This window comes from Mycobacterium sp. NGS39, assembly GCF_059812765.1.
The window spans coordinates 1-24,842 of sequence record NZ_JCALDH010000017.1 but is presented as its reverse complement, the minus strand read 5'-3'; the positions used below and the strand labels follow the sequence as shown (position 1 = coordinate 24,842).

The 24,842-nt window shown below is 66.7% G+C and carries 25 protein-coding genes and 1 tRNA gene; 14 read left to right on the top strand and 12 right to left on the bottom strand.

Going from position 1 to position 24,842, the window contains the following annotated elements:
- Positions 1-17 precede the first annotated feature (17 nt).
- On the bottom strand, positions 18-1,340 hold the full coding sequence (locus tag AC5Y39_RS20105) for an MFS transporter (protein WP_500021333.1): 1,323 nt from the start codon (positions 1,338-1,340) through the stop codon (positions 18-20).
- A 181-nt stretch (positions 1,341-1,521) separates the two neighbouring features.
- Between AC5Y39_RS20105 and AC5Y39_RS20100 the strand changes: the two genes are divergently transcribed.
- Positions 1,522-2,691, top strand: coding sequence for an LLM class flavin-dependent oxidoreductase (locus AC5Y39_RS20100; protein WP_500021335.1), 1,170 nt, complete (start codon positions 1,522-1,524; stop codon positions 2,689-2,691).
- A gap of 30 nt (positions 2,692-2,721) precedes the next feature.
- Complete coding sequence (locus tag AC5Y39_RS20095) at positions 2,722-3,798, top strand: ATP-dependent DNA ligase (RefSeq protein WP_500021337.1); 1,077 nt, start codon at positions 2,722-2,724, stop codon at positions 3,796-3,798.
- Between the two features lie 45 nt (positions 3,799-3,843).
- Here AC5Y39_RS20095 and AC5Y39_RS20090 read toward each other — a convergent pair whose 3' ends face one another.
- Positions 3,844-4,494, bottom strand: coding sequence for a TetR/AcrR family transcriptional regulator (locus AC5Y39_RS20090; protein WP_500021339.1), 651 nt, complete (start codon positions 4,492-4,494; stop codon positions 3,844-3,846).
- A 90-nt stretch (positions 4,495-4,584) separates the two neighbouring features.
- Here AC5Y39_RS20090 and AC5Y39_RS20085 point away from each other — a divergent pair, with 90 nt between their 5' ends.
- Together AC5Y39_RS20085 and gluQRS are read left to right on the top strand one after the other, a co-directional pair.
- Positions 4,585-5,187, top strand: a complete 603-nt coding sequence (locus AC5Y39_RS20085) for a hypothetical protein (RefSeq protein ID WP_500021341.1) — start codon at positions 4,585-4,587, stop codon at positions 5,185-5,187.
- A 21-nt stretch (positions 5,188-5,208) separates the two neighbouring features.
- On the top strand, positions 5,209-6,099 hold the full coding sequence (gene gluQRS / locus AC5Y39_RS20080) for a tRNA glutamyl-Q(34) synthetase GluQRS (protein ID WP_500021343.1): 891 nt from the start codon (positions 5,209-5,211) through the stop codon (positions 6,097-6,099).
- Here the strand turns inward: gluQRS and tgt are convergent.
- On the bottom strand, positions 6,069-7,283 hold the full coding sequence (tgt, locus tag AC5Y39_RS20075) for a tRNA guanosine(34) transglycosylase Tgt (RefSeq protein ID WP_500021345.1): 1,215 nt from the start codon (positions 7,281-7,283) through the stop codon (positions 6,069-6,071). The two genes, gluQRS and tgt, sit on opposite strands and share 31 nt — an antisense overlap.
- Positions 7,284-7,381: 98 nt before the next feature.
- Here tgt and AC5Y39_RS20070 point away from each other — a divergent pair, with 98 nt between their 5' ends.
- On the top strand, positions 7,382-7,828 hold the full coding sequence (locus tag AC5Y39_RS20070; RefSeq protein ID WP_500021347.1) for a lipoprotein LpqH: 447 nt from the start codon (positions 7,382-7,384) through the stop codon (positions 7,826-7,828).
- A 142-nt stretch (positions 7,829-7,970) separates the two neighbouring features.
- Positions 7,971-8,438 (top strand): lipoprotein LpqH, encoded by a 468-nt coding sequence (locus tag AC5Y39_RS20065; RefSeq protein ID WP_500021349.1) that lies wholly within the window; start codon positions 7,971-7,973, stop codon positions 8,436-8,438.
- Positions 8,439-8,511: 73 nt separating this feature from the next.
- Here the strand turns inward: AC5Y39_RS20065 and AC5Y39_RS20060 are convergent, their stop codons facing one another.
- Both AC5Y39_RS20060 and AC5Y39_RS20055 read right to left on the bottom strand, forming a co-directional pair.
- Positions 8,512-8,994, bottom strand: coding sequence for an NUDIX hydrolase (locus AC5Y39_RS20060; RefSeq protein WP_500021351.1), 483 nt, complete (start codon positions 8,992-8,994; stop codon positions 8,512-8,514).
- Between the two features lie 14 nt (positions 8,995-9,008).
- Entirely contained in the window at positions 9,009-10,370 is a 1,362-nt protein-coding gene (locus AC5Y39_RS20055; RefSeq protein ID WP_500021354.1) for a WS/DGAT/MGAT family O-acyltransferase, read from the bottom strand.
- A gap of 113 nt (positions 10,371-10,483) precedes the next feature.
- On the opposite strand from AC5Y39_RS20055, the gene AC5Y39_RS20050 reads away from it, so the two are divergent.
- Positions 10,484-11,464 carry an NAD-dependent epimerase/dehydratase family protein gene (locus AC5Y39_RS20050; protein ID WP_500021356.1) on the top strand — a complete coding sequence of 327 codons (981 nt, stop codon included), beginning with the start codon at positions 10,484-10,486 and terminating at the stop codon, positions 11,462-11,464.
- Positions 11,465-11,467: 3 nt separating this feature from the next.
- On the opposite strand, the gene AC5Y39_RS20045 is transcribed toward AC5Y39_RS20050, so the two are convergent.
- Positions 11,468-11,695, bottom strand: coding sequence for a hypothetical protein (locus tag AC5Y39_RS20045; RefSeq protein WP_500021358.1), 228 nt, complete (start codon positions 11,693-11,695; stop codon positions 11,468-11,470).
- A gap of 143 nt (positions 11,696-11,838) precedes the next feature.
- Between AC5Y39_RS20045 and AC5Y39_RS20040 the strand changes: the two genes are divergently transcribed.
- Positions 11,839-12,174, top strand: coding sequence for a DUF732 domain-containing protein (locus AC5Y39_RS20040; RefSeq protein ID WP_500021360.1), 336 nt, complete (start codon positions 11,839-11,841; stop codon positions 12,172-12,174).
- A gap of 17 nt (positions 12,175-12,191) precedes the next feature.
- Here AC5Y39_RS20040 and AC5Y39_RS20035 read toward each other — a convergent pair whose 3' ends face one another.
- The 4 genes from AC5Y39_RS20035 to AC5Y39_RS20020 form a co-directional block, all read right to left on the bottom strand.
- Positions 12,192-12,620 (bottom strand): hypothetical protein, encoded by a 429-nt coding sequence (locus AC5Y39_RS20035; RefSeq protein WP_500021362.1) that lies wholly within the window; start codon positions 12,618-12,620, stop codon positions 12,192-12,194.
- Positions 12,621-12,657: 37 nt separating this feature from the next.
- Positions 12,658-13,167, bottom strand: coding sequence for a DUF2231 domain-containing protein (locus tag AC5Y39_RS20030; RefSeq protein ID WP_500021364.1), 510 nt, complete (start codon positions 13,165-13,167; stop codon positions 12,658-12,660).
- 375 nt (positions 13,168-13,542) lie between these two features.
- Positions 13,543-14,022, bottom strand: a complete 480-nt coding sequence (locus AC5Y39_RS20025) for a hemerythrin domain-containing protein (protein ID WP_500021366.1) — start codon at positions 14,020-14,022, stop codon at positions 13,543-13,545.
- Entirely contained in the window at positions 14,019-14,948 is a 930-nt protein-coding gene (locus AC5Y39_RS20020) for a Rieske (2Fe-2S) protein (protein WP_500021368.1), read from the bottom strand. Before AC5Y39_RS20020 ends, AC5Y39_RS20025 begins: the two co-directional genes overlap by 4 nt.
- A gap of 192 nt (positions 14,949-15,140) precedes the next feature.
- On the opposite strand from AC5Y39_RS20020, the gene AC5Y39_RS20015 reads away from it, so the two are divergent.
- A complete protein-coding gene (locus AC5Y39_RS20015) occupies positions 15,141-17,030 on the top strand; it encodes a glycosyltransferase (protein ID WP_500021370.1) in 1,890 nt (629 codons plus the stop codon).
- 7 nt (positions 17,031-17,037) lie between these two features.
- On the opposite strand, the gene AC5Y39_RS20010 is transcribed toward AC5Y39_RS20015, so the two are convergent.
- On the bottom strand, positions 17,038-17,904 hold the full coding sequence (locus AC5Y39_RS20010) for a class I SAM-dependent methyltransferase (RefSeq protein WP_500021388.1): 867 nt from the start codon (positions 17,902-17,904) through the stop codon (positions 17,038-17,040).
- 44 nt (positions 17,905-17,948) lie between these two features.
- Here AC5Y39_RS20010 and AC5Y39_RS20005 point away from each other — a divergent pair, with 44 nt between their 5' ends.
- From AC5Y39_RS20005 to AC5Y39_RS19995, 3 genes are all read left to right on the top strand, one after another.
- Positions 17,949-19,022 (top strand): phosphotransferase, encoded by a 1,074-nt coding sequence (locus tag AC5Y39_RS20005; RefSeq protein WP_500021372.1) that lies wholly within the window; start codon positions 17,949-17,951, stop codon positions 19,020-19,022.
- Between the two features lie 72 nt (positions 19,023-19,094).
- Positions 19,095-21,563, top strand: coding sequence for a transglycosylase/D,D-transpeptidase PonA2 (gene ponA2 / locus AC5Y39_RS20000; protein WP_500021374.1), 2,469 nt, complete (start codon positions 19,095-19,097; stop codon positions 21,561-21,563).
- 260 nt (positions 21,564-21,823) lie between these two features.
- Complete coding sequence (locus tag AC5Y39_RS19995) at positions 21,824-22,861, top strand: hypothetical protein (RefSeq protein ID WP_500021376.1); 1,038 nt, start codon at positions 21,824-21,826, stop codon at positions 22,859-22,861.
- 37 nt (positions 22,862-22,898) lie between these two features.
- Here the strand turns inward: AC5Y39_RS19995 and AC5Y39_RS19990 are convergent.
- Positions 22,899-22,989 (bottom strand) — tRNA-Ser (locus AC5Y39_RS19990).
- 136 nt (positions 22,990-23,125) lie between these two features.
- Between AC5Y39_RS19990 and AC5Y39_RS19985 the strand changes: the two genes are divergently transcribed.
- Positions 23,126-23,437 (top strand): DUF2563 family protein, encoded by a 312-nt coding sequence (locus AC5Y39_RS19985; RefSeq protein WP_500021378.1) that lies wholly within the window; start codon positions 23,126-23,128, stop codon positions 23,435-23,437.
- 2 nt (positions 23,438-23,439) lie between these two features.
- Positions 23,440-24,699, top strand: coding sequence for a putative alpha/beta hydrolase (locus tag AC5Y39_RS19980; RefSeq protein WP_500021380.1), 1,260 nt, complete (start codon positions 23,440-23,442; stop codon positions 24,697-24,699).
- The last annotated feature ends 143 nt before the right edge of the window (positions 24,700-24,842 follow it).

Sequence of the window (24,842 nt, the reverse complement as noted above, 5' to 3'; positions counted from 1 at the left end):
CCGCGCGCGCGAACCGTTCAGCCGTGGGTGGTGAAGAACCGCGGGCGCAGCGCTGCGGTGGCGGCCACGCTGATGACCGCGGTGAGCACGAGGTAGCCGCACGCCAGCCACGGGGTGTTCCCGGCCGCCGCGATCAAAGCCGTCAGGATCAGCGGGGTCAGCCCGGAGGAGTAGACACCCGAGAGCTGGTACACCGTCGACAGTCCGGTGTAGCGGATGCGGGTGGGAAAAAGCGAGGCGTACAGCGTGCCCTGCGCACCGTAGAACCACGCGTGGATGACGCCGAACACCACGACCATGCCCAGCGTGAAAGCGGTCAGGCTCTTTGCTGAGAACAGCGCGAAGATCGGAAACACCGCAAGCCCGTACGCGGCGATGCCGGTCGCGTACACCGCCTTCGGGCCGAAGCGGTCGGTGAGCAAACCCGAGATCGGCAGCAGCGCAGCCATCACCAACGCGGCCACGGTCACCGCGGTGAGCACAGAGACCTTGGGCAAGTGCAGGGTTGCGGCGGCATAGGAGATCGCGAACACTCCCCAGGTGTTGAACGCCGCGCCCTCGCCCCACCGTGAAAGCATGCCCAGCACAGTCGCGCGAAGCGCCGGCGGCCTGAAGACTTCGCGAACCGGAACGGCAGCGCGGGATTCCTCGTCGCGGATCTTCTCGAAAGCCGGTGTCTCAGCGGCTTTCAGCCGCACCACAATGCCGAAGGCAACCAGCACCACGCTGAACAAGAACGCGATGCGCCACCCGTAGGAGATGAAGGCATCGTCGGGAAGGGCGACCTGCAAAAGCGCGAAAGCGCCTGTGCCGAGCGCTAGTCCGAGCGCCAAGCCTACCTGCGGCACACTTCCGAACAGGCCGCGCCGCCGGACCGGACTGTGTTCGACGGCCAGCAGGATGGCCCCGGCCCACTCACCACCGAGTGCGAATCCCTGTACCACCCGCAGCAACAGCAGCAGTATCGGAGCAGCCGCGCCGATCTGCGCTGCAGTGGGCAGCAGCCCCATGAGCGCCGTCGCGGCACCCATCAAGAACATCGTCAGCGCCAAAGTCTTCTTGCGTCCGATGCGGTCACCGATGTGACCGAACACCACGCCGCCGATCGGGCGCACGAGGAATCCGACCGCGAACGTCGCGAACGACAGCAGCGTTCCGACGAGCGAGCTCTGGTCGGGGAAGAACGCGTGGTTGAACACCAGGCTGGCCGCGGTGGCGTACAGGAAGAAGTCGTACCACTCGATGGTGGTGCCCACCAGGCTGGACACCAGCACCGTACGCAGCGCGGCCGGTGAGACGGTGCCGTGCCGGTCGGGCACCGCGGTAGCGGTGACGGTCATCAGAGATCCACTCCCATGCTTCACAGCGGCGGACAGTGTGCCGCCCCGCTGATTGCACAGCGATGCCGCGCGGATTGGCCCGCATTTCGATCCGGCTGAATGCAACACCTGACCGGCGGCACCGCCGCGGGCATCATTCTGGGGTGACTTCTGTGCCCCGAATTTCGTTGAGGCGATGCGAATGTCGTTGACGTTGCATTGGTTTCTGCCCACATACGGCGACAGCCGGTTGATCATCGGCGGTGGCCACGGGTCACCGGCGGGATTTGCGCACGGTGACCGCGACGCCTCGATCGACTATCTGGCGTCGATCGTCCGCGCCGCCGAGAGCTTCGGATTCACGGGGGCGCTGATCCCCACCGGCGCCTGGTGCGAGGATGCGTTCGTCACCGCCGCCCTTTTGGCGCGGGAGACCACGTCACTGGCGTTTTTGGTGGCGTTCCGGCCAGGGCTGGTCAGCCCTACCCTGTCAGCGCAGATGGCCGCGACGTTCGCCCGCCACGCGCCGGGGCGAATCCTGCTCAACGTGGTCGTGGGCGGTGAAGCGCACGAACAGCGCGCCTTCGGCGACCATCTGGACAAGGACGGCCGCTACCGCCGCGCCGACGAATTCCTCGAGGTGGTCCGCCGGCTATGGACCGGCGACACTGTCTCCTTCGACGGCGACTACATCCGTGTCGAGGGCGCTACGTTGCCGACTCTGCCGGATCCCGTGCCGCGCTTGTACTTTGGCGGAAGTTCGCCGGCTGCCGGCACTGTCGCCGCACGGCACGCCGACGTGTATCTGACATGGGGTGAACCGCCCGCCGCGGTACGGGACAAGATCAATTGGATCCGCCGGCTTGCTAACCAGCAGGGACGCCGGGTGCGATTCGGCATTCGGCTGCATACGATTTCGCGCGACACCGCGCAGGAAGCCTGGTCGCAGGCCGACAAGCTGCTGGCCGCACTGGACGAAGGCACCGTGCGTGCCGCCCAGGAAGGCTTGGCGCGCAGCGAGTCCGAGGGGCAGCGACGGATGCTGGCGCTGCACGAAGCAAGCCGGGCCAACGGCAGCTGGCACGACGCCCGCACGCTGGAGGTCGCGCCGAATCTATGGGCCGGGGTGGGGCTGGTCCGCGGCGGGGCCGGCACTGCGCTCGTGGGCAGCCACGCCGACGTCGCCGACCGAATCGCCGAGTACGCCGAGATCGGAATCGACGAGTTCATCTTCTCCGGTTATCCGCATCTGGAGGAACTTTTCTGGTTCGGCGAAGGGGTGGTTCCGATTCTGCGCCAGCGGGGACTGTTCGACGCCGGCGCGAACGCCGCACCGTCGGCCCCGGTTCCGTTCCTGGGTGCGGCGCGGTAGCGCGGTCACCGCGTCCCCGACAATAGGGCGGTGCAGCTGCCCGTCATGCCGCCGATCTCGCCGATGCTGGCCAAACCGGTGCCGTCGATCCCCGAAGGCGCTTCCTATGAACCGAAATGGGACGGTTTCCGGTCGATCTGTTTCCGCGACGGCGACGAGGTGGAATTGGGCAGCCGTAACGAGCGGCCGATGACGCGGTACTTCCCCGAGCTGGTCGTGGCGGCAAGGGCCGAGCTGCCGCAGCGCTGCGTGATCGACGGCGAGATCGTGATCGCGGCAGCCCACGGGCTGGATTTCGAGGCGCTGCAGCTGCGGTTACATCCAGCCGCGTCGCGGGTCCGCCTGCTCGCCGAGCGCACTCCGGCTTCCTTCATCGCGTTCGACCTGCTGGCCCTCGGCGATCAGGACTACACCGAGCGTCCGTTCAGCGAGCGCCGCGCGGCACTGGTCGACGCACTTGCCGCAGCCGGCTCGTCGTTTCACGTCACCCCGGCGACCACCGATCTACCCACCGCCCAGCGGTGGTTCGCCGAGTTCGAGGGCGCCGGCCTCGACGGGATCATCGCGAAGCCGCTGACAATCACCTACCAACCCGACAAGCGGGTGATGTTCAAGGTCAAGCATCAGCGGACCGCGGACTGCGTGGTCGCCGGATACCGGCCGCACAAGTCCGGTGCCGACGCGATCGGTTCACTGCTGCTGGGGCTGTACAAAGACGACGGCACATTGGCGTCGGTCGGCGTGATCGGCGCGTTCCCGATGGCCGAACGCCGACGGCTGTTCGCCGAATTGCAGTCACTAGTAACGGATTTCGACGACCATCCGTGGAACTGGGCCGCGCACATGGCCGGGGACCGAACCCCGCGCCGCAACGAGGGCTCCCGCTGGAACGCCGGCAAGGACTTGTCTTTCGTGCCGCTGCGCCCCGAGCGCGTCGTCGAGGTGCGCTATGACTACATGGAAGGCGAAAGATTCAGGCACACCGCACAATTCAACCGGTGGCGGCCCGACCGAGACCCTCGCTCGTGCACCTATGCACAGCTGGAGCAGCCGGTCACATTCGGACTCGGTGACATCCTTCCGGGGCTCCACAGAGCGTCGGACTAGGCCGTCAAAGTCGGCGGACCTGTTCAGCGCATTCGGGCCTCGGGCTCAGCCCGGTACGAGTAAACCGTCGACCAGAGTCTGCGTGAGCCATCGTTCGTACCGCTCCCGGGACCACCCCCGGTCGACGACGATCAGTCGGTACACCTCGGGAGACATGAGGGCATAGACGATGTCGACGGCGTCGCGCTCCCGCACGCCTGGCTGCAACGCGCCGGCTTGAGCCAGCGATCGAGCGATCCGCCCTTGGCCGGCGCGCCGCTGCCGATTGAGCTGCTCGAGCAGGGCCGCGGCATCCGGGTCCGAGCTCGCGGCGCCCACGAGAATGCGGTAGATCGGCGCGATCCTCGAGTTGATGTCGGAGGTGACCTGCACCAAGCCCGCTAGCCGGCTCTTCGGATCCGGATCGGACAGCAGTGCCCGCACCGAGGGGCGTTCGGGCAACGACACCGGCTCGTCGTCCCCGGCGATCGACACGTCGAGAAGCTCCTTGAGTATTCCGAGCTTGGAGGAGAACAGCCGGTACACGGTGGCCTGCGGCACATCCGAGAGGGCGCTGATGGCCTCGACCGTCGTCGCGCCGTAGCCCCGTTCCACGAACAAGGTTCGCGCAGCCTTGATGACGGCGGCTCGCGCCAGCCTGGTCCTCGCCTGTCCGCGCTGACCACGCGATGGCTCTTGTCGCTCCGAACGTGCCACACCTTGAGACTACCGCTCGCAAATTGAGAGTTATACTCTCAATATCGAAAACGTGGACAGAGAACACAACCTTAGGGAGAGGAGCCCGCGATGACCGGCATCGACTTCGTCACTCTCGAGACCCCCGACCCCGCCGCCGCCGAGACCTTCGTGAAGGCCGCCTTCGGACCGGAACTGCCGGTGCGCGCCCGCGAATCGCACGCGCCAACAAGCGGTTTCCGGGGGTTCACCCTGTCGCTCGTGGTGCCTCAACCATCGACCGTCGACGCGCTGATCGACGCCGCCCTCAAAGCCGGCGCCTCCGAGGTGAAGCCACCCAAGAAGAGTCTGTGGGGCTACGGCGGCGCGGTGTGCGGACCGGACGGCACAATCTGGACCGTGGCGTCGTCGTCGAAGAAGGACCGCGGTGCGCAGACCAGGCAGATCGACGATCTCGTCCTGCAGCTGGGCGTCGACGACGTCGCCGCGAGCAAACGGTTCTACGTCGAGCACGGGCTCGACGTGGCGAAGAGCTTCGGCCGCAAGTACGTCCAGTTCGCGACCGGACCCATCACACTGGCGCTCTACAGCCGCCGCAATCTGGCCAAGACCGCCGGCGTGTCGGCCGACGGCACGGGATCGCACCGCATCGCCATCGCCAGCGGCGCGGGCCCGTTCACCGACCCCGACGGGTTCACGTGGGAAGCCCCCTGAGCAGTCGCTAGATTCGCAGATGTGAGCGGTGCAGGTCGGTTCGCGCCCAGCCCGTCGGCCGACCTGCACATCGGCAATCTGCGCACCGCCGTGCTGGCGTGGCTGTTCGCCCGGTCGACGGGCCGGCGGTTTCTGATCCGAATCGACGACCTCGACGACCGCACCCGCGCTGACATTGGTCGCCGCCAAGTTGCCGACCTCGCCGCGATCGGGTTGACGTGGGACGAGCCGCCGCAGTGGCAGACCCAGCACCCGCAGCGCTACGACAACGCGATCGCCCGGCTGGCCGAGCGTGGCTTGCTCTACGAATGCTATTGCAGCAGAAGGGACATCCAGCACGCTCCCCGCGCACCGCATGCACCGCAGGGCGCCTACCCGGGAACATGCCGTGAGTTGACCGACGCCCAACGCGCCTTGCGGCGCGAAGCCACCGGCCGGCCACCGGCGTTACGGTTGCGTGCCGAGGTCGGCCAGTACACCGTGGCGGACCTGCTGCACGGCGAATATCGCGGTGTCGTCGACGATTTCGTGGTGCGGCGCGGCGACGGGGTGCCGGCTTACAACCTCGCGGTGGTGGTGGACGACGCTGCACAAGCGGTCGATCAGGTGGTGCGCGGCGACGACCTGCTGCCGTCGTCGCCGCGGCAGGCCTACCTCGCGTCGGTGCTGGGCTACCCGAAACCCGCCTATGCGCATGTCCCGCTGGTGCTCAACCATGAGGGCAAGCGGCTGGCCAAGCGTGACGGTGCTGTCACGCTCGCCGAGATCGGCGTCGGTCGCGCGATCGCCCAGATGTCCGCGTCGCTCGGCTGGCCGTCGGAAACCCTGGAACAGCTTCTGGCGCAGTTCAATCCGGCGCAACTGCCTCGCGAGCCGTGGATCTACTCGCCGGAATCAGCTCTGGACGAGTAGTAGCGGCCGAGGACATGCTCGCGCAGGTCGTCGAACCGGCCATCGTAGATCGCATCGCGCATCTGGTCGACGAGCCGGATCACGAACCGCTCGTTGTGGATGGTGCTCAGCGTCGCGGCGAGGATCTCCTTGCTCTTGTGCAGGTGGTGCAGATATGCCCGCGTGTAGTGCGCGCAGGTGTAGCAATCGCATTCGGGGTCGATCGGTGTGAAATCCCGGCGGTAGCGCGCGTTGGTGATGTTGAATCGCCCGGTAGCCGAGTACACCGCCGCGTTGCGGGCCACCCGGGACGGCGACACACAGTCGAAGGTGTCCGCGCCGGCGGCCACGGCCGCGAACAAGTCGTCCGGCTCGCTGATGCCCAGCAGATGCCGCGGCTTGTGCTCGGGCAGTTCGTCGATCACCCACCCGATGATCGTCGCCAAGTTCTGCTTCTCCAGCGCCCCGCCGATCCCGTAGCCGTCGAAACCGATTTCGCTGAGCCCGCGTGCGGCGGCCCGTCGCAGATCTTCGTACTGCGCGCCCTGCACCACCCCGAACAGCGCCTGCCGGCCACCGAGCCGCCGATGCTCGGCCAGGCACCGCACCGCCCAGTCGTGGGTGCGACGCACCGACCGCTCCTGGTAGCCGCGGGTGTTGACCAGCGTGGTGAGCTCGTCGAACGCGAAGATGATGTCGGCGCCGAGCTGGTGCTGGATCCGCATCGACAGCTCGGGGGTGAACCGGTGCGTCGACCCGTCGAGGTGCGAGCGGAACGTCACGCCGTCGTCGTCGACGACCGCGAGCCGCTCCTTGCCCTCGGCGATCACGTCGTCGGCTTGCACGCGCTCGGCGTCCATCGCCAACACCTTGCGGAATCCCGCCCCCAGCGACAGCACCTGGAATCCGCCGCTGTCGGTGAACGTGGGCCCCGGCCAGTTCATGAATGCGCCCAGGCCGCCGGCCTCTTCGACCACGTCGGCGCCGGGCTGTAGGTACAGATGATAGGCGTTGGCCAGAATGGCTTGCGCACCAAGCTCTTTCATCGTTTCGGGCAGCACGCCCTTGACCGTCGCCTGCGTGCCGACCGCGATGAACGCCGGGGTGTGGATGTCGCCGTGCGGGGTGTCGATCACCCCGCACCGGCCCCGACGGCCGGGCAGCGACGCGGTGACCGTGAAAAGGCCACTTCCCTGCTCGGTCACGCTGGTATTGAATCAATCCCGGGGTTTCGCCCGCTGCCGGGCATGGCCGCCGGATACATTTGCCCGAGTTCGTGGGTCAACCGGAATTGAGGTGAGCGGTGAAGAACCGAATCGTCGTCGCAGCCGGAGCCGCGTTTTGCGCTGTCGCCGGCGTCGCTGGCTGTTCGTCGGCCCCGTCCAACTCCCCTCAGCCGCCCGGTTCACTGCCGCCGTCAACCGCCCAGATCACCATCAACGGCAAATCCGCCGGCACCACCCACGCGGTGAAGTGCACGCAGGACGGCTGGATGCACACCATCCAGACGGGCGACGACAAATCCGGCGTACGCGTAGTGATCGACACCGGTGACGACGTCAGCGCACGGTCCGTCACGATCAACAACGTCGGCGATTTCAACGGCAGCGTGTGGGAGAACACCATCGGCAAGGCGCAGGCCTCGGTGATCGGCACCACGTTCCGGGTCAACGGCACCGCCGAGGGCGCCACCATCGCCGACCCGACCAAACGCGCCGCCGCAGCCTTCGACTTCAAAGCCAACTGCTGAAGGCGCGGTCAGCCGCGTTCGTTTTGATGACGGCGTGCGGCTTATTTTCCCAATCTCATGACCGGCGGAAGGTCGAACACCATACTGCTTCACTGATGGTCCGCCGCCCTTGACGGGCCACGACGACAAAAGGAGAACGAGCGTGAAGTGTGGGTTCGTGGTCGCAGTCGGCGGTGCGGCCGTCGTGGTGGCAGGGCTGGCAGGCTGTTCGGACAACAAGTCGAGCAATGCGACCCAGACGGCATCGTCGGGCACAGGCAAGGCGAAGATCACCATCGACGGCAAGGACCAGAACGTCGAAGGCTCGATCGTGTGCGCCGACGTCCCTGGCAGCAACAACTATTCGATCAGCGTCGGCAACACGGCTCAAGGCGGCTCCAGCGCAATCGTCTCCAAGGGCGACAAGCCCGACGTGCAGCAGGTCGGCCTCGTCCTCAACGGTCAGCCACTCGCATACAACAAGGGCACGCCGGGTGGCGGCGAAGCCAGCGCGTCCAAGGACGGCAAGACCTACAAGATCTCCGGCAAGCTCGTCGGCATGCCTGACATGTCGAATCCGATGGCCGGCCCGTCCAACCACGACTTTTCGATGGAAGTGACCTGCCCGTAGCAGACCGACACTGCGGCGGCGCTCCTGCCAAGGGGCGCCGCCGTTTTCGTCGGCGCTTGCGTCGGCCCGTCGCCTACGCCTCTCGACAACCGGCCAGGTCCGGCTGTGCCATCAGCCGATCGAGGATCGGGCGGTGGCCCTTCAGCAGCTTGGCTCGCGCCTGGCCTACCGAAAACCATTGCACCCGATCGATTTCCGGGAACTCACGCATCCGACCGGAGCCCTTCGGCCATTCGATTTCGAACGTGTTGCTGCGCGCGTCGGTGACATCGACGTCACCCTGAATTGCGAACGCGGTCAACACTTTTCCGCTGGGTTGACGGATCGGCTCGAAGTCGACGCGCGGGCCCGTGGGCGGCGCCAGACCGGTCTCCTCGGTGAACTCGCGCTGCGCCACTTCCCACGGGTCTTCCCCGTCGACGTACTCGCCCTTGAGGATCGACCACGCCCCGTCGTCCTTCTTGGCCCAGAACGGCCCGCCGGGATGGCCGATCAGTACCTCGACGACGTCGTCGCGGATCCGGTACGGCAGCAATCCAGCGCTTTTCTTGGGCATGCGGCTGCCTGGGCCTAGACGCCGGCGGCGACTTCCAGGTCCTTCAACGCGGTCTCCAGATGGCCGAGCAGATGCTGCAGGTGCGGCACGCTGCGGCGGCAGCCCACCAGCCCGAAGTCCAGGTTGTCGGCGTTGTTGGTGAGCGTGATGTTGAGCGCCTGCCCGTCCAGCGCGATCGACAGCGGGTAGTTGCCGTCCAGCCGTGCGCCCCTCCAGTACAACGGCTCACGCGGGCCCGGCACGTTGGAGATCACGATGTTGAACGGCGGCGGTGCCGTGCTGACGAAGCCCGGCAGAATCGCCAGCGCCACACCACCGCTCATGAACGCCGACAGTGCCAGCTGCTCGAGCTTGGGCAGCTGGGTGAACACCTTCTTGTTCTGGGCCATCGACGAGTGGATGGCTTCCAAGCGTTTCGCCGGATCGTCGAGATGCGTAGCGAGGTTGCACAAGATCGTGCCGACCATGTTGCCGCCGCCGCTGTCGTCGTTCTCGCTGCGCAGGCTCACCGGAACCATCGCGACGAGCGGCGTCTCCGGCAGCGCGTTCTGGTCGAGCAGGTAGGCGCGCAGCGCCCCTGCGCACATGGCCAGCACCACGTCGTTGACGGTCACTCCGCCGGCGGCGGCCTTGACGCGCTTGAAGCGATCCAGTGACCACGACTGCGCGGCGACGCGGCGCGCACCGCCGATCCGCACGTTGAACATCGTCTTGGGCGCTTGGAACGGCAGCGTGAGCTGCTGCTCCAGCAACGCTGCACGAGCCAGCCTCAACGTCGAAGGAGCAAGTGCCGCAACGGATCCCACGGTCTTGGCGAGTGCCTGCAGCGGGTTCGGAGGGCCGCCGGAGTCCTTGCGGCGACGCGGCTTGAGCTCCCACGACACCCGCAGCTCGTCGTCGTCGGGATCCGGAGTCATCGTGCGCTGCATCAGCCGCTGTGCGGACACCCCGTCGATGAGCGAGTGATGGACTTTGACGTAGAGCGCGTATCGGCCGTCGTTGAGTCCCTCGACAAGGTGCGCCTCCCACAGCGGCCGGTGCCGGTCCAGCAGGGTACCGTGCAGGCGCGACGTCAGCTCCAGAAGATCGCGGACGCGACCGGGCGCGGGCAACGCCGAGCGGCGCAGGTGGTAGTCCAGCTCGACGTCGTCGTCGAAAGACCACGCGACGTTGGTGATGCCGCCCAAAAAGGCCGGATGCTTGCGGAAGGTCGGCTGCACGTCGGTGCACGTCAGCATCGCCTCGTACGCCTTGCGCACGAAGTCCGGCCCGGCATCGGGCGGCGGCTCGAACAGCTGCAGACCGCCCACGTGCATGGGATGCTCGCGCGACTCGCCCAGCAGGAAGATGTTGTCGGTTGGTGAAATCAGCTGCATCACACACTCTCCACGCGTCGGTCTTTCCACCCTTTGTAGCCGGGTCAAGCCTGGCGATGTGACGTTTGACTCGTCAATGTTTCGGCGCGCTGACTCGCGGGCAGCTTTGTCGGGTGGGACTGACCGTGGCCGTCACCGGGCCTACCGGCGAGATCGGCATCTCCGCTGTCACCGCGCTGGAACGCGAACCCGCGGTGGAAAAGATCGTCGGCATGGCGCGGCGACCGTTCGATCCCGGCGCTCAGGGCTGGACCAAGACCGCCTACCAGCAGGGCGACATTCTGGACCGCGCCGCCGTCGACCGGTTGGTGGCCGACGCCGACGTGGTGATCCATCTGGCGTTCATCATCATGGGTTCGCGCGAAGAGAGCGCCCGCATCAACTTGACGGGCACCCGCAACGTCTTCGAGGCCACCGTGGCCGCGCAGAGGCCGCGGCGGCTGGTCTACACGTCGTCGGTCGCGGCCTACGGCTACCACGCCGACAACCCGGTGCCGCTCACCGAGGACGTGCCGCCGCGCGGATCCCCGGAGCACTACTACTCGCAACAGAAGGCCGCGTGTGAAGCGGCGCTGGCCGAGATCACCGCCGGCTCGTCGCTGGAGGTGTTCATCCTGCGGCCGTGCATCGTCGCCGGCCCGAAGGCGCCCGCGCTGGCCGACGCGATGCCGTTGCGGCGCCTGCCCGGGCCGTTGCGTGCGCTGGCGAAAGCGGTGCCGGTGCTCAAGCCCGTGATCCCCGACCCCGGATATCCGCTGCAGCTCGTCCACCACGACGACGTGGCCGCCGCTATTGCGCTGGCTGCCACAGTTCCGGCGCCGCCGGGGGCCTACAACATCGCCGGGGACGGGCTGATCACGGTGTCCGATGTCGCAAAAGCATTGGGCGGCAGGCCAGTTCGCGTACCGGCAGCGGCGGCCTCAGCTGCGTCGGCCGCGATCTCGCGGTTGCCGTTCATTCCGTCGGCGCTCGAGTGGCTGCACGTTGCCCGCACATCGGTGGTGATGGACACCACGAAGGCCAAGAAAGACCTCGGGTGGCAGCCGACGTACACCTCCGCGGAGACACTCGCTGCGCTGGCCGCCGCGGTCTGAGCCCTAGTGGGCGCGCGTCAGCCAGCCTTCGACGGTGGCGCGGTCGCGGGTGTGCGTCAGCATATGCAGGTCTTCGTACAGTGAGGCGCCGTTGAGGTTGTCTTCGGTGAACAAGATCTCCACCTCGCGGACGCCGCGCCGGTAGAAGTCGGTGCGTTCCACGCTCCTGCGCTGCCATCCCGACTGCTCGGCGATCTCCGACAGCGCCTGACGGTCGTTCGTCGCGCTCATGGGTGTGTGCTCCTCCTCAATGTGCCAGTGCGCAGGGTACTTGGTGCGGCATCAAGAATTCGTTGAGGATCCGCCAAGGGCCGGTGCTGATTCTGAAGTTGCCCGCAAGAGCAACCCCACATCAGCACGAAGGAGTCCCTGCAATGTTTTCTCGCCTTATCACCAAGTCCGTCGCCGCCACCACCATGGGCGCCGCCGCCCTGGGCATGACCGCGCTCGTCGCCGCCGGCACCGCCAACGCCGGGTCGGTGGACACCCAATTCGTCAACGCCGTCGATCAGGCCGGCATCGCCGTCGACAATCCGGCGCAGGTCATCAAGGTTGCGCACAACGTCTGCGCCGCGCTCGACGAAGGCAGCTCACCGGAGCAGATCGCCAAGTCCCTGGCAGCCAACAGCGACCTGACCGCCAAGCAGATCAAGACGTTCATGGTCTACTCGGCGCAGGCGTACTGCCCGGAGTACCTCGAAGAGGCCTGACCCAGCTGCCGCCGGTTTCAGCTGTTGGACAGGGCTAGCAGCGCCAATATCACCGTCACGACGGCAAGGGCGCCGTGGCCCACGACGACGGGAACCGGGAACGACCGTTCGGCCGGCCCCGCGTCGGCCGAACGGTCGCCGGCACCCACGGCTGTGCGCTGGCCGCGGTACACCGGCACCCACCGCGCGAGCATCACGAATCCGAGCAGCGCGGCCACCGCGGCGACCACCACAGCCGCCCAGCCGATCCGATCGTTGTCCACGGCGAGATAGACGATCCAGAGCACGAGGCCCGCTGCGGCCAGCAGGAAATGCCCGAAGATCAGCGCGGGCGGGAAGCGGGAATTGCCTTGCTGCCGATGGCCCCCGCCGCCGACCCATTTGGCCAGCATGAAGAAGCCGCCCCCTGCGGTCAGGATCCAGGCGATCAGTGCAGCGATGCCCATCGTGGTTGTCCTTCCTGTGACTCCTGCTGTGGCGAGTTCATGACGCGAACCCCTCGGCTTGATCGGCCTCGCGTGCCACTCGCACGCCGTAGTGGTAGGCGAGCTTGCCGCCGAGGAAGCCGGACACCCCCAGGACCGCGAAGCTGACCGCCGACAACGCCACCAACCCGACCGCGACCGGCCCGCCGGCCTCATGGCCGTAGCGCCATGCGAAGTTCACGATGTAGGCCGCGACGATCAGCAGGTTCAGCGTCATGTGCAGCAGTGCGGTGCGAAACGCGCGCGTGCCGGACGGGATCGCGAACAGATCGAGAAAGCCGACGGCCGCCGCGGCAAGGGCACCGATCACGCCGATCCCGATCAGCCATTCCGAGCCCTGAGCTAAAAACCCCGGCTCGTCGACGATCCGCGAGGCGACATCGAACACCAGACTGCACAGCCATGCGCCGATCGGGACGGTGACGAGGATGGGGTGGAAGGGATGTCCGTACGGTCCGGCCAGAGCCGCGCTGACGGGCCGTTTGGCGTCTTCCACGTGACTGCCCATGGCCGCCTCCACGTCTGGTCCAGACAGTGGTCACCGGATCTTCTCCCAAGATATCGAGCGTGCACTGCGTTGGGAAGACATTTGAGCAGCTGCGGCCGGGCCGGCTCGGGGGTCGAGCGGGCACTGGGCATCGTCGAAAAAGCTTTGGCGGCTTACGGTTTCGAGCCCCGGCCGAGACGACGCCCGCCGTGTCCGGTTGCGCAACTGCCCGTTCCATCCGCTCGCTGCGGACGCGCCCGACTTGGCGTGACTTGGTGTGCGGGCTCAACCACGCGTTCGTCGGCGGCCTGCTCGACGGGCTGCTGACGGACACCGTCGAGGCCGTGCTGGCGCCCAGTGCCGGGGAATGCTGCGTGGAACTGCGGGCCAGGTAAGTCACAACGCACGCAACAGCGCCGAGCGCCCTTTCACGTGCAACTTCTCGATTCGAGACTCGCGCAACTGGCCGATGCGCGCGGCCATCTGGTCACCGAGCCGGTCCAGGAAAGCTTGTTCCAGGTCCACGGGCGGCGGGCAGAGGTCGCGCTCCTCTTCGTTGGCGTGGGCGTCGAGCACCTTGACGAATGCCTGCCATTCGTCTTCGTATCCCGGTGCCGAGGGCGCGGTACGCAACAGCACCACCAGCTGGTCCCAGACTTGGCGATGCTCGGCGTGCGCGATCGCGACGAGCCTGCTGGCTGCCGACACTGCCGGATAAAAGAGGTCGTCCTCGATGCGCATGTGGATGTCGAGCTCCATGAGCAGTTCGTCGAGGGCGGCCTCCCGGTCAGCGGAGCCCGGCGGCGTCGCGGAGATTCTCTTGCACAGTGCCCGCAACACGTCGTGGTGTTCGAACAGCACGTCGTAGGCGTTCACGGTGTCTCCTCGCGACCCGTGCCGCGCACTTCCACCAGGCCGTCACGGACGCGGGTCGGGTAACGGGGCAGCGCCGCGGTCGCCGGTCCTCGCAGCACCTCCCCGGACCGGCAGGCGAATCGCGAGCCGTGCCAGGGGCACACGATCTCGCCGCGGTCGATCCAGCCGTCGGCCATCGGCGCACCGAGGTGCGGACAGCTCTCGCCGACGGCCAGCACGCGGTCGTCGTCGCGGTACAGCACCACCCCGATCCCGTCCACCAGCACGCGGCGCGGCTGCCCGTCGAGCGCCGCCAACGGCAACGCGGGCCGCCATCCGTCGACTGTCAATCGGGCACCGGAGCGGTCCACTCCCATACCCTCGCCGTACACCAGCGCGGCGCCGAGGTAGGCGCTGGCGATCGTGAGCCCGTAGCCCACCCCCGTGCCGAGGATGCCCTTGACATGCCGGCCGCGCCGGCGGTCGCACCACGACTGCACGTACAGGCCGGTCGCTACAACGTTCACGGCGCCGTGCACCAGGCCGACGCGGCGTGACTGCTCGTGGGTGTGCTGCCAGTCCGTCAGCCCGGTTGCCGCCGCACCGAGGCTGCCGAGAATCCCGACGCCCAGCGCAAACTTCGACGCGTCACGCAGAGCGGCCCTGCGCGCGGGCAACACACCGGCCGCGTCCATTGCGACGGTGGTAGCGATCGCACCCGTCGGCAGCGACGTCAGGGCCGGGTGCAGCGGGTGCCCGAGCCAGGTTCCGTGCAACGCATTGCTGACCCGTTCGCGGTATCTGCCCAGCGCCGCAAACGCAAAAGTCAGCAGGTGTTCGAGCCGGTAGCTCGGCCGGTCCAGCCACTCTTGGCGGCCGACCCGCTCGACGACGTACGTTCCGGCGTCTCGGCAGCGGTTCTCTGGATTACTCGACGCGGTGTTCATGACGGTCCCTCCCGACCCCGACTCCCTGCCGGTGCCACGAAGCGGAGCGCCGTTTGGTTCAGGGTGCGACGGTTCAGGCCGCCCCGGGGCCGTTTCGCGGAGGGTGACGACGCCGCCGACTTGTTAGTCTCCTTGCGGGTCCATGTGGATCTTCCGCGTGAGAACGGGCCCTCGTCACGACGTAGGAGCAGCATGAGCGAGCGCGAACGGGGCGCGCCGGGTCATGGCGGCACCGATGTGCTCAAGCAGGCGCTGACCGAACACGCCGCACCCGAGCGGCTGGTGGTGGCCCGCGGCCTGTTCGCCGGCCCCAGCCCAAAGGTGCCCGACGAGCTGTACGCGGAGGTGGTCAAGGGCAAGGCTCGTCGCGAACGCCACGCACTGCACCTCGAGCAAGGCGCGACCGTCGACACCAACACCTACTTCGGGCGGCTGCCCGCCGCCTACTTCCAGCGCTGGACCACCGTCACCGAGGTCCAGCTGAAGCTGGTGTTCGACACGTCCAGCCCGGCGCGGCTGCTGCTGCGGGCCTCGGATGCGCACGGCAACGCTCGGACGGTCGCGGCCACCGAGGTGGCCGGCACCGGCACCGCGGTGCTGTCGGCCCGCCTCAACGAGTACCTCGACGGCGGCGCGCTGTGGATGGAATGCACGGCCGTCGGCGGGCCGCTGACCATCACCGACCTCGAGTGGACGGTGCCCGCTCCGCCGTCGATCCGCCCGACCGCGATTGCGATCTGCACGTTCAACCGGGCCGACGAATGCGCGGCCACGGTCGCAACGATAGCCGGGGACAAGACGCTGCTGGCCGGCATCGACGCGGTGTATGTGACCGACCAGGGCACCGACGCTGTCGCGAGCCGGCCGCTGTTCAGCGACGCCGCCGCGCAGCTCGGCGACAAGCTGGTGTATCTGCGTCAGCCGAATCTTGGTGGCGCAGGCGGGTTCACCCGCGGTCTCTACGAGGTGTCCAGCATCGCCGACCACGCCAACGTCATCCTGATGGACGACGACATCCTATGCGAACCCGAATCGGTGTTGCGGCTCAACGCTTTTGCGAACCTGACCCCGACGCCCACGTGCGTGGGTGCCCAGATGCTGCTGCTGAAGGATCCGCGAAAGCTGCTCACCAGCGCCGAAGAGACGGACCTGGTGAAGATCCGCTCGGGCCGCTGGGTGCCGAACTCGCTGCACTTTTCCGACATGGTCAAACACCAGCAGGAAAAGCGCGTGGACGCCGAGTACAACGCCTGGTGGTCGTGCCTGATCCCGTCGGAGGTGATCACGGCGATCGGCCTTCCGATCCCATTCTTCTTCCAATGGGACGACATCGAATACGGCTTGCGCGCTCTGGCTAACGGCTTCCCCACCGTCACACTGCCCAACGCCGGCGTGTGGCACGCGGACTTCCACTGGAAGGACCGCGACGACTTCACCCGCTACTTCCAGGTGCGCAACGCGCTGATCACCTATGCGCTGCACAGCAACATCGACGCGCCGACCACCGCGCGATGGCTGGCGCGGGAGATCACCGAACATCTGGTGTCCATGCAATATGGGTTGGCGCACACGGTGATTCGCGGGATCGAAGACTTCCTTGCCGGACCGGAGATCCTGCGCGACGGCGGGGCGGGGGCGTTGGCGCGGATCCGCCAGGAGCGTTCGGAGTACCCCGAGACCGTAATGCATCCGGCGGCCAAGATCACCGAACTCACCGGTGCTGTGCCACGGGTGCGCCCGCGCGGCTACCTGCCACGCAAGGACAGGCTGAACCTGGTGCTGGCCAAGCGTGCGGTGTACCAATGGCTGGGGCGCACCGTCCCCGGCCCGGTCGCTGTCACGTCCGACGACAACACGTGGTGGCACACATCGCTGTTCGACCACGTCGTCGTCACCGACGCCTCCCAGGCCGGAGTGCGAATCCGTCGGCGCGACAAGCGAAAAATGGTGAAGCTCACCCGGCGGGCGGCCAAGGCACTGCGGCGATTCCGCGCACAAGCGCCGACGGTGCAAGAGCAGTACCGGGCAGCGCTGCCGGAGTTGATCAGCCGAGAGAACTGGTCGCGTCTGTTCAGCAGCTGACCGCTCGCTAGTGCAGGCGGACCACCACCTGCTCGTTGTTGCCGGTGTAGCCGAGGTATTCGAACGTGCGCCCGGTGCGGGCGATGAACTCGGCGAAGGCCCGGTATTCGTGCTGCTGCCAGCCCGGGTAGTTGAAGTACTCGTCGAACAGCAGCACTGCGTCGGGGGCAAGCCGGTCACCCAGGAGGTCGAGCACGGTCTTGGTCGACGAGTACAGGTCGGCATCCAGATGCAGGAACGCGACGGGTTCGTCGTGCTCGGCGAGAAACGGCGGCAGCGACTCTTCAAACAGCCCGGTCACCAGGGTGGCGCCCGGGATCTGCTTGGGCGGCTCTTGCGCGAATTCGCCTGCGGCGAAGCCGGTTCGCCACGTCTCGGGCAGCCCTTCGAAGCTGTCGAAGCCGAACACTGCACGGTCGCGGCTCACCGTGTCGGCGATGATGGTGAGCGTCGTGCCGGTGGCCACGCCGAACTCGAGCGCCAAGCCGGGGCCCTTGATCTCGTTGAGCGCGAACCGCAGCGTGTCGTGTGGATGCCAGAACACCGCGGCCTTGGGCATGTGCTCGAACACCAACGCGGCGGTCTCGTCGGTCACCCGCAGATCCTCGGCGTACCAGATGTCGCGCCGGGCACGGAATTCCAGTTCGTTCTGGCGGCGGATCACCTCGTCGATGCGGTCCGCGACGGCACCGAGGTGGTCATCGACGTCGTCGAGATGACGGTCGACGCGCTCGATCGCGGCGAGGACCTCGGCAATCACATCTTGCTGTGATCGCTGCGTGTGCGCGCGTTCGTCGTCGAGCTTCTCGGTGACGACCTCGGCCACCGCTCGTTGCAGCTTCTCCCGAGCCGCGGTCTTGAGCCGGTCGAGCATGCCCATGCCTTTGACCTTAACGGTGCGACTACGGTCTTCTGTCAATGGAAGGTGCCGCGGAACTCGTTCCTGTGCTGCCGGCTCACCGTTTCGACGAGGCCGCGCTGTCACGCTATCTGCGTACCCGGTTGCCGGGTTTCGACGGCGCGGTGCAGGTTCGGCAGTTCCAGGGCGGCCAGAGCAACCCCACGTATCACCTGCACACCTCTGCGGGCGATTTCGTACTGCGCAAGAAGCCGCCGGGAAAGCTGCTGCCACGAGCCCATGAGGTGGAACGCGAATACCGCGTCATGTCGGCGCTGGCCGACACCGAGGTGCCGGTGCCGCGCATGCGGTTGCTGTGCCAGGACGAAAGTTTCATCGGCACAACGTTTTTCGTGATGGACTACGTCGCCGGTCGGATCTTCCCGGATCGGGTGTTGCGTGATGGCACACCCGAACATCGCGCGGCGGTGTACGAGGATCTGGCGCGGGTGCTCGCGGCACTGCACCGGGTCGATTGGCGCGCCGTCGGACTGGACGGCTTCGGCAAGCCGCAGGGCTACATGCAACGCCAAGTGGCGCTGTGGACCAGACAGTGGCAGGCCGCCCGGGTCGAAGAGATGCCGGCGATGGACAACTTGGCGCGATGGCTGCCGCAGCATCTGCCTTCCGACGACGGACCCGCGTGCATTGCCCACGGCGACTACCGGCTGGGCAACTTGCTGCTTCATCCGACGCAGCCGCGGGTGGTCGCGGTGCTTGACTGGGAGCTCGCCACGATCGGCCATCCGCTGGCGGACCTCGGTTACACATGCCTGACCTACCACCTGCCCGCCGACGACGGCGGCCGCAATGGTGTGGCCGGTGAGGATCTGTCCGGCACCGGCATTCCGACTCAGCAGGCGTTCGTCGAGAGCTACTGCCGGCATGCCGGCCGCGAGGTGCCGGCCTCGCTCGACGTGTTCATCGTGTTCTCGTTGTTCCGGCTGGCGTCGATCGTGGCGGGCGTGTGGCGGCGTGGGCTGGACGGCAACGCCGCCGACGCGCGCGCCGGCACGTCGGAGTTTCGTGACCGCTATCGCGCGCTGGCGCAGAAGGGTTGGGAGCTGGCACAGCAGCTGCCGTCGTCGGGCTAGCCGCTGGCGCGTGACCACGCCAAACGGCGGCGTGCATCGAATCCTGTGCTGCGTCGCGGATAATGTCTGGGTATGGGGGAGCGCCCGACGATCCCTGCGACGGTCGTCAAACTGATGTGGTGCTGTCTGCTGGCCGGCGTGCTGGCAGCAGGCGTGATGTTTCCGTTGGCGGGCAGTATCGGGCTGCTGTCCAACCGGGCGTCCGACGTGGTGGCCGGCGGGTCGGCGCAGCTGATCGAGGGCGAGATTCCGCAGGTGTCGACGATGGTCGACACGGCCGGCAACACGATCGCGTGGATTTACAGCCAGCGCCGCTTCGAGGTGCCGACCGAGCAGATCGCCGACACGATGAAGCTGGCCATCGTCTCGATCGAAGACAAGCGGTTCCCCGAGCACAGCGGCGTGGACTGGCAGGGCACGCTGACCGGTCTGCACGGGTATCTGTCGGGCGACATCGACGCCCGCGGCGGATCGACAATCGAGCAGCAGTTGGTGAAGAACTATCAGCTGCTGGTGACTGCCCAGACCGACGCCGAGCGCCGAGCGGCAGTGGAGATCACCCCGGCCCGTAAGCTGCGCGAGATCAGGATGGCGCTGACGCTGGACAAGACGCTGTCCAAGCCGGAGATCCTCACCCGCTACCTGAATCTGGTGTCGTTCGGCAACGGCGCGTACGGCGTGCAGGACGCGGCGCAGACGTACTTCGGGGTCAACGCTTCGCAGCTGAACTGGCAGCAAGCCGCGCTGCTGGCCGGCATGGTGAAGTCGACGAGCACGCTTGATCCCTACCTCAACCCCGACGGGGCGCTGCAGCGTCGAAACCTGGTGTTGGACACCATGATTCAGAACTTCCCGGCCCAGGCGGACGCGTTGCGTGCGGCCAAGGCCCAGCCGCTAGGTGTGCTGCCACGGCCGAAGCAGCTGCCGGGTGGCTGCATCGCGGCCGGCGACCGGGCGTTCTTCTGTGACTATGTCTTGGAGTACCTGGCCAGGGCCGGTATCAGCCGCGAGCAGGTGGCGCGCGGCGGTTATCTGATCCGCACCTCGCTGGATCCCAAAGTGCAGGCGTCGGTGAAGCAGGCGGTCGACAACGTCGCACGCCCGACGCTCGACGGGGTGGCGAACGTGATGAGCGTGATCCGGCCCGGCAAGAATTCGCATCAGGTGATGGCGATGGCCAGCAACCGGACGTACGGGCTGAACGTCGACGCGGACGAGACCATGCAACCGCAACCGTTCTCGCTCGTCGGCGACGGCGCCGGGTCGATCTACAAGATCTTCACCACTGCGGCCGCAATGGAAATGGGCATGGGGATCAACACCCAGCTGGACGTGCCGAGCTTCTTCCAGGCCAAGGGGCTCGGCAGCAGCGACACGCCGGGATGTCCGCGGGAGACCTGGTGCGTGCGCAACGCCGGGCGCTACCGCGGTTCGATGAACGTGACCGAGGCGTTGGCCACCTCACCGAACACCGCGTTCGCCAAGCTGATTCAGCAGGTGGGAGTGCCGCGGGCGGTCGACATGGCGGTCCGGCTCGGGATGCGGTCGTACGCCACTCCGGGAACAGCGCGGGCCTATGACCCGCAGAGCAACCAGAGCCTGGCCGACTTCATCAAGGAACACAACATGGGCTCGTTCACGCTGGGTCCGTTCCAGCTCAACGCGCTGGAGCTGTCCAATGTGGCGGCGACGCTGGCGTCGGGCGGGGTGTGGTGTCCGCCCAGCCCGATCGACAAGATCATCGACCGCCACGGCAAAGAGGTGCCGTTGACCGCTCAGCCCTGCGAGCAGGTGGTGCCCGAGGGGTTGGCCAACACGCTCGCCAATGCGCTGAGCCGCGACGACCAGCCCGGCGGCACCGCGGCGGGGTCGGCCGGGTCCGTCGGCTGGACGCTGCCGATGTCCGGCAAGACCGGCACCACCGAGTCGCACCGTTCGTCGGGATTCGTCGGCTTCACCAACCACTACGCGGCGGCGGTGTACATCTTCGACGACTCCAACGTGCCGTCGGGCATCTGTTCCTTTCCGCTGCGCAAGTGCTATGGCGGCGACCTCTACGGGGGCAGCGAGCCGGCGCGGACGTGGTTCGAGGCGATGAAGCCGATTGCCAACGATTTCGGCGAGGTGAAGCTGCCGCCGACCGATCCCCGGTATGTTGACGGCGCGCCGGGCGGACGAGTGCCGCCGGTGTCGGGATTGAATCTGGACGCGGCGCGCCAGCGGTTGAAGGATGCGGGTTTCCAGGTGGCCGATCAGCCGACGCCGGTGAACAGCAACGCCGCATACGGCGCGGTCGTCGGCACCACACCGAGCGGTCAGACGATCCCGGGGTCCGTCGTCACGATCAACATCAGCAACGGGGTCGCGCCGGCTCCACCTCCTGTGGAGCGGGCGCCTGAACGCCCACCGGTGGAGGCGCCGGAAGGGCCGCCGCCTCCGCCGCCGGATCAGGCGGTCGTGGAGATTCCGGGGCTGCCGCCGATCAATCTTCCCGTGCTCGAGCCTCCCGCCCCGCCGCCTGTGGAGCCGCCGCCCCAGTAGGCCTGCTGTCGCGTCGTCGAGACTGCGTACAGATCGCCGTGCCGACGAGATTCGCGATCTGTACGCAGAGTCGGCGAGCGATATTTAGCCCACGGTGAACCGATCGCCTGCCGCCGTCGTGCAACGAGAGGAGGCCAAGTCGAGCTAGGGGGCCGGCCATGCGCAGATCAGTCCGTGCGCTCGTTCGGATCAGCACCGGAATCGCAACCGCTCTCGCCGTGACCGCCGCGGCGCTACCCATGGAAACTCATGCTTCGCCGATGGCGCGGTCGGACGTCGAACTTTCGGCTGCCGTCACGGCGGAACCGATTCCGCCGCCGGGCGCGCTGATCAATCAGTTCCTGGTCAACCAGGTCGAAAACTGCTCACTGATTTGCCCGTTCATTGTCCAGGGCCTTGTCCAAGTCCCCGCCAACTTCGCGGTCCTTCCGCTGACCCTGGCGAGGCTGCTCGCGGCCGGTGAGCCGTTCCTGCAGGCCGCCGCGCTCAGCGACACCACCGTGAGCGGGCCGCTCAACGACGCGGTCACCGGCATCATCACCAACGATCTCGAGAAAGTGCTGCCTCGTGCACAGAACGCCCTCGAGGTCGCCGTTGTCGGACTCATCGACGTCGGAACTACCGCTGTCACGAACCCGGGGAATCTGCTGCCAGCACTCAATGCCGCCCGAACCGGGCTGTTCAATGCACTACGCCAGCCGCCGGGGACGATGCCACCACCACCGGTGCACAACTCGTTGGAAGCCGCAGCGGTCCGAGTGATCGAGATCGCGTCGGCATTGACGTTCCAAGCACCCGAGCGGTTGATACTCGGAGCCACTCAAGCAGCGGACGCGTTCTTCACCACCCTGGGCAACACCGGCGACATCGGGGCAACGCTGTCTGCGGTGGGCGCCTCGGTCTCCAGGACGATCAGTGACTCTATCGGTTTCGTCCAGCGCGCGTTCACCGAACCCATCCCGATCACACCGGCGGCAGTCTCGGCACGGAGTGCGACCACCAACAGCGCGGCGAACATCAAGCCGCCGCTTTCGGTCAGGGCTAGCACCCATGCCTTCACCCCGACGTCGCAGCGCGACAAGGCATTCCGGGGCGACGACACTGCACAGGCACCGCCTCTTGTCGCCGCACGACCAGTGATGCGCTCCCACGCCAGCGCCGGCAAGAACGCTGACTTGACGACGACCAATCGCACCAAGCCCGTCGGCTCAGTCCGCAAACACGATCAGGCCACGAGTCAGACCGTTACAGCGCCGCATAACAACAGGCACCAGACGAAGAAGCCGCCGTCGCACTGACGCGGTGGTCTTCAGGTCCCCATATGTCGAAAATCTGTGGCGGTGGCGGAGGGATTTGAACCCTCGGACGGGGGTTACCCGTCACACGCTTTCGAGGCGTGCTCCTTAGGCCGCTCGGACACGCCACCGCCGGTCAGCTTACCGGCCGACCGCGGGCTCGTTCCAATCGCTTGGCGCAAGCGACCGTGTTTTATGGTGCGCGAGGCACTCCTCATCGGCCCTTAGGCTCGTTCATGAAAACAACTGCTCATGAAGGGGGCGACGATGAAGGTTGAGCCTGAGCTGCTGCACGCCGGCGCCAATGCGACCCATTCCGCCGCGAATCGGATCGCCTTGGGCGCCGATGAACTCGCGACAGTGTCCGTCCCCCTGGGCATGTTCGGTGACTTCGACGCGGCGCTGGCATACCACCGCAAGATTCAGGCGCATCACTCCAAGCACGTCTCGCTGATGCGTCGGCACAACCAATTGTTGACGGACATCGGCGCGAAGGCACAGGCAGCCGGACACGATTTCGCCAGAGCTGAAGGAGGCAATACCGGAGCCGTCGCAGCCCTGCGCCACGGCATCAGCTGACCGTGGGCCATGCGGAGGGACCGCCCGCGCTGAGGTACTTATCTGTCGATGAACTGGTCAGTGGCTCGGGTGGTGACCCATGGCGGGTAAACGAATCTCTGCAAAAGGGCGAACCGGGGCAGATCGCGGCGCTCGCGGAAGCGTTCTACAAGGCCGGCTGGAGCACCGAAGAGACATCGAACGACTTCGCCGCAGCGAAACGCCGGTTCGACGCGGCATGGGATCGCGATCCCGGTCGGTATCAGATCAATGATTCAGCCGAGGTTCAGCGCGCCACACAGCAGTTGGACCTGCATCTGCAGCAATTGACGGACATCGGCGTCGACCTGGAAGGAATCGCTGCGGCATTGGCGGAGGCGCAGCAATCCGCCAAACCGGTTATCGGAAACCTCAATGGACTGCTGTTAGGAATCGACGCTCAGATCGCCGCCATTCTGGCCAGCGCCGCGTCATCGAGTGACATCGAGATCCAGCGTGACAATGCCATCCGGGTGACGACCGACGCATTACGTAAGGTTCAGGCCATCCGCGATACCTATTCCACTGCCCTGTGCAATGGCATGAACCAGTTTCGCGGTCTTGATGGCTACGATCCCGGGATCCTCGACGGACTCGACGCCGACGGCAACCGCACCCCTTGGGAAGACGCTCAAGCCGCCGCGCAAACGTACGACCAGACGCAGCGAGCAGCGGATCAGGCTTTGGTCAGCAGAGGAGGTCCAGATACCCAGGACGTGCGCGACGCCGGGGCTCGGCTGCGTGACTATGCGACCGTCAACGATCCCAACGCCAATGGGACATCACGACTGCTTGCCGGAGAACGTCTCGAGGACTTCAACGTCGTTCGGCGCGGCCAACCCACAGCGGTGGATCCCATCCTCGGTCAAGATGCCTTCACTCGGGCGAAGATGCGCCTGGACTGGCAACGAAACCTGGAACGCGGCTTTCCGGAGATGAATGTTCGCGGTAGGACACCAGACGAGGCGACGTGGTTACTCGACAGTTCCGAACAACAGGCCAAGATCATGGCCACCCGGAAAGTGCTCCAAGAACTGGAGCGACAAGGCATGTCGCCGAGGGGTGCGGTATCAGCGGTGGGTCAACTATCTCGGGGGATCACATGGCAGCAACTGGCGAAGGGTGCCGGCACGCTCGCCGGCCCGGCAGGTGAGGGCTTGGAACGGGCCGCTGCCGCGGAGAGCTTCGGACGGCACAATCTCCAAATTTCCGATCCTGCCGATATCGAGGTCATGAAAAGGTAAGCGGCTGGGGACAGCGGGCGACCTCATCTCGATCGGGTTGGCGCTCGACGATATCTACAACGGCGCGCCAGCCGGCGAAACGTTGGCCACGACGGCAGGAAGCATCGGCGGCGGTTTGTTAGGCGGCTTCGGACTGGGTGCGA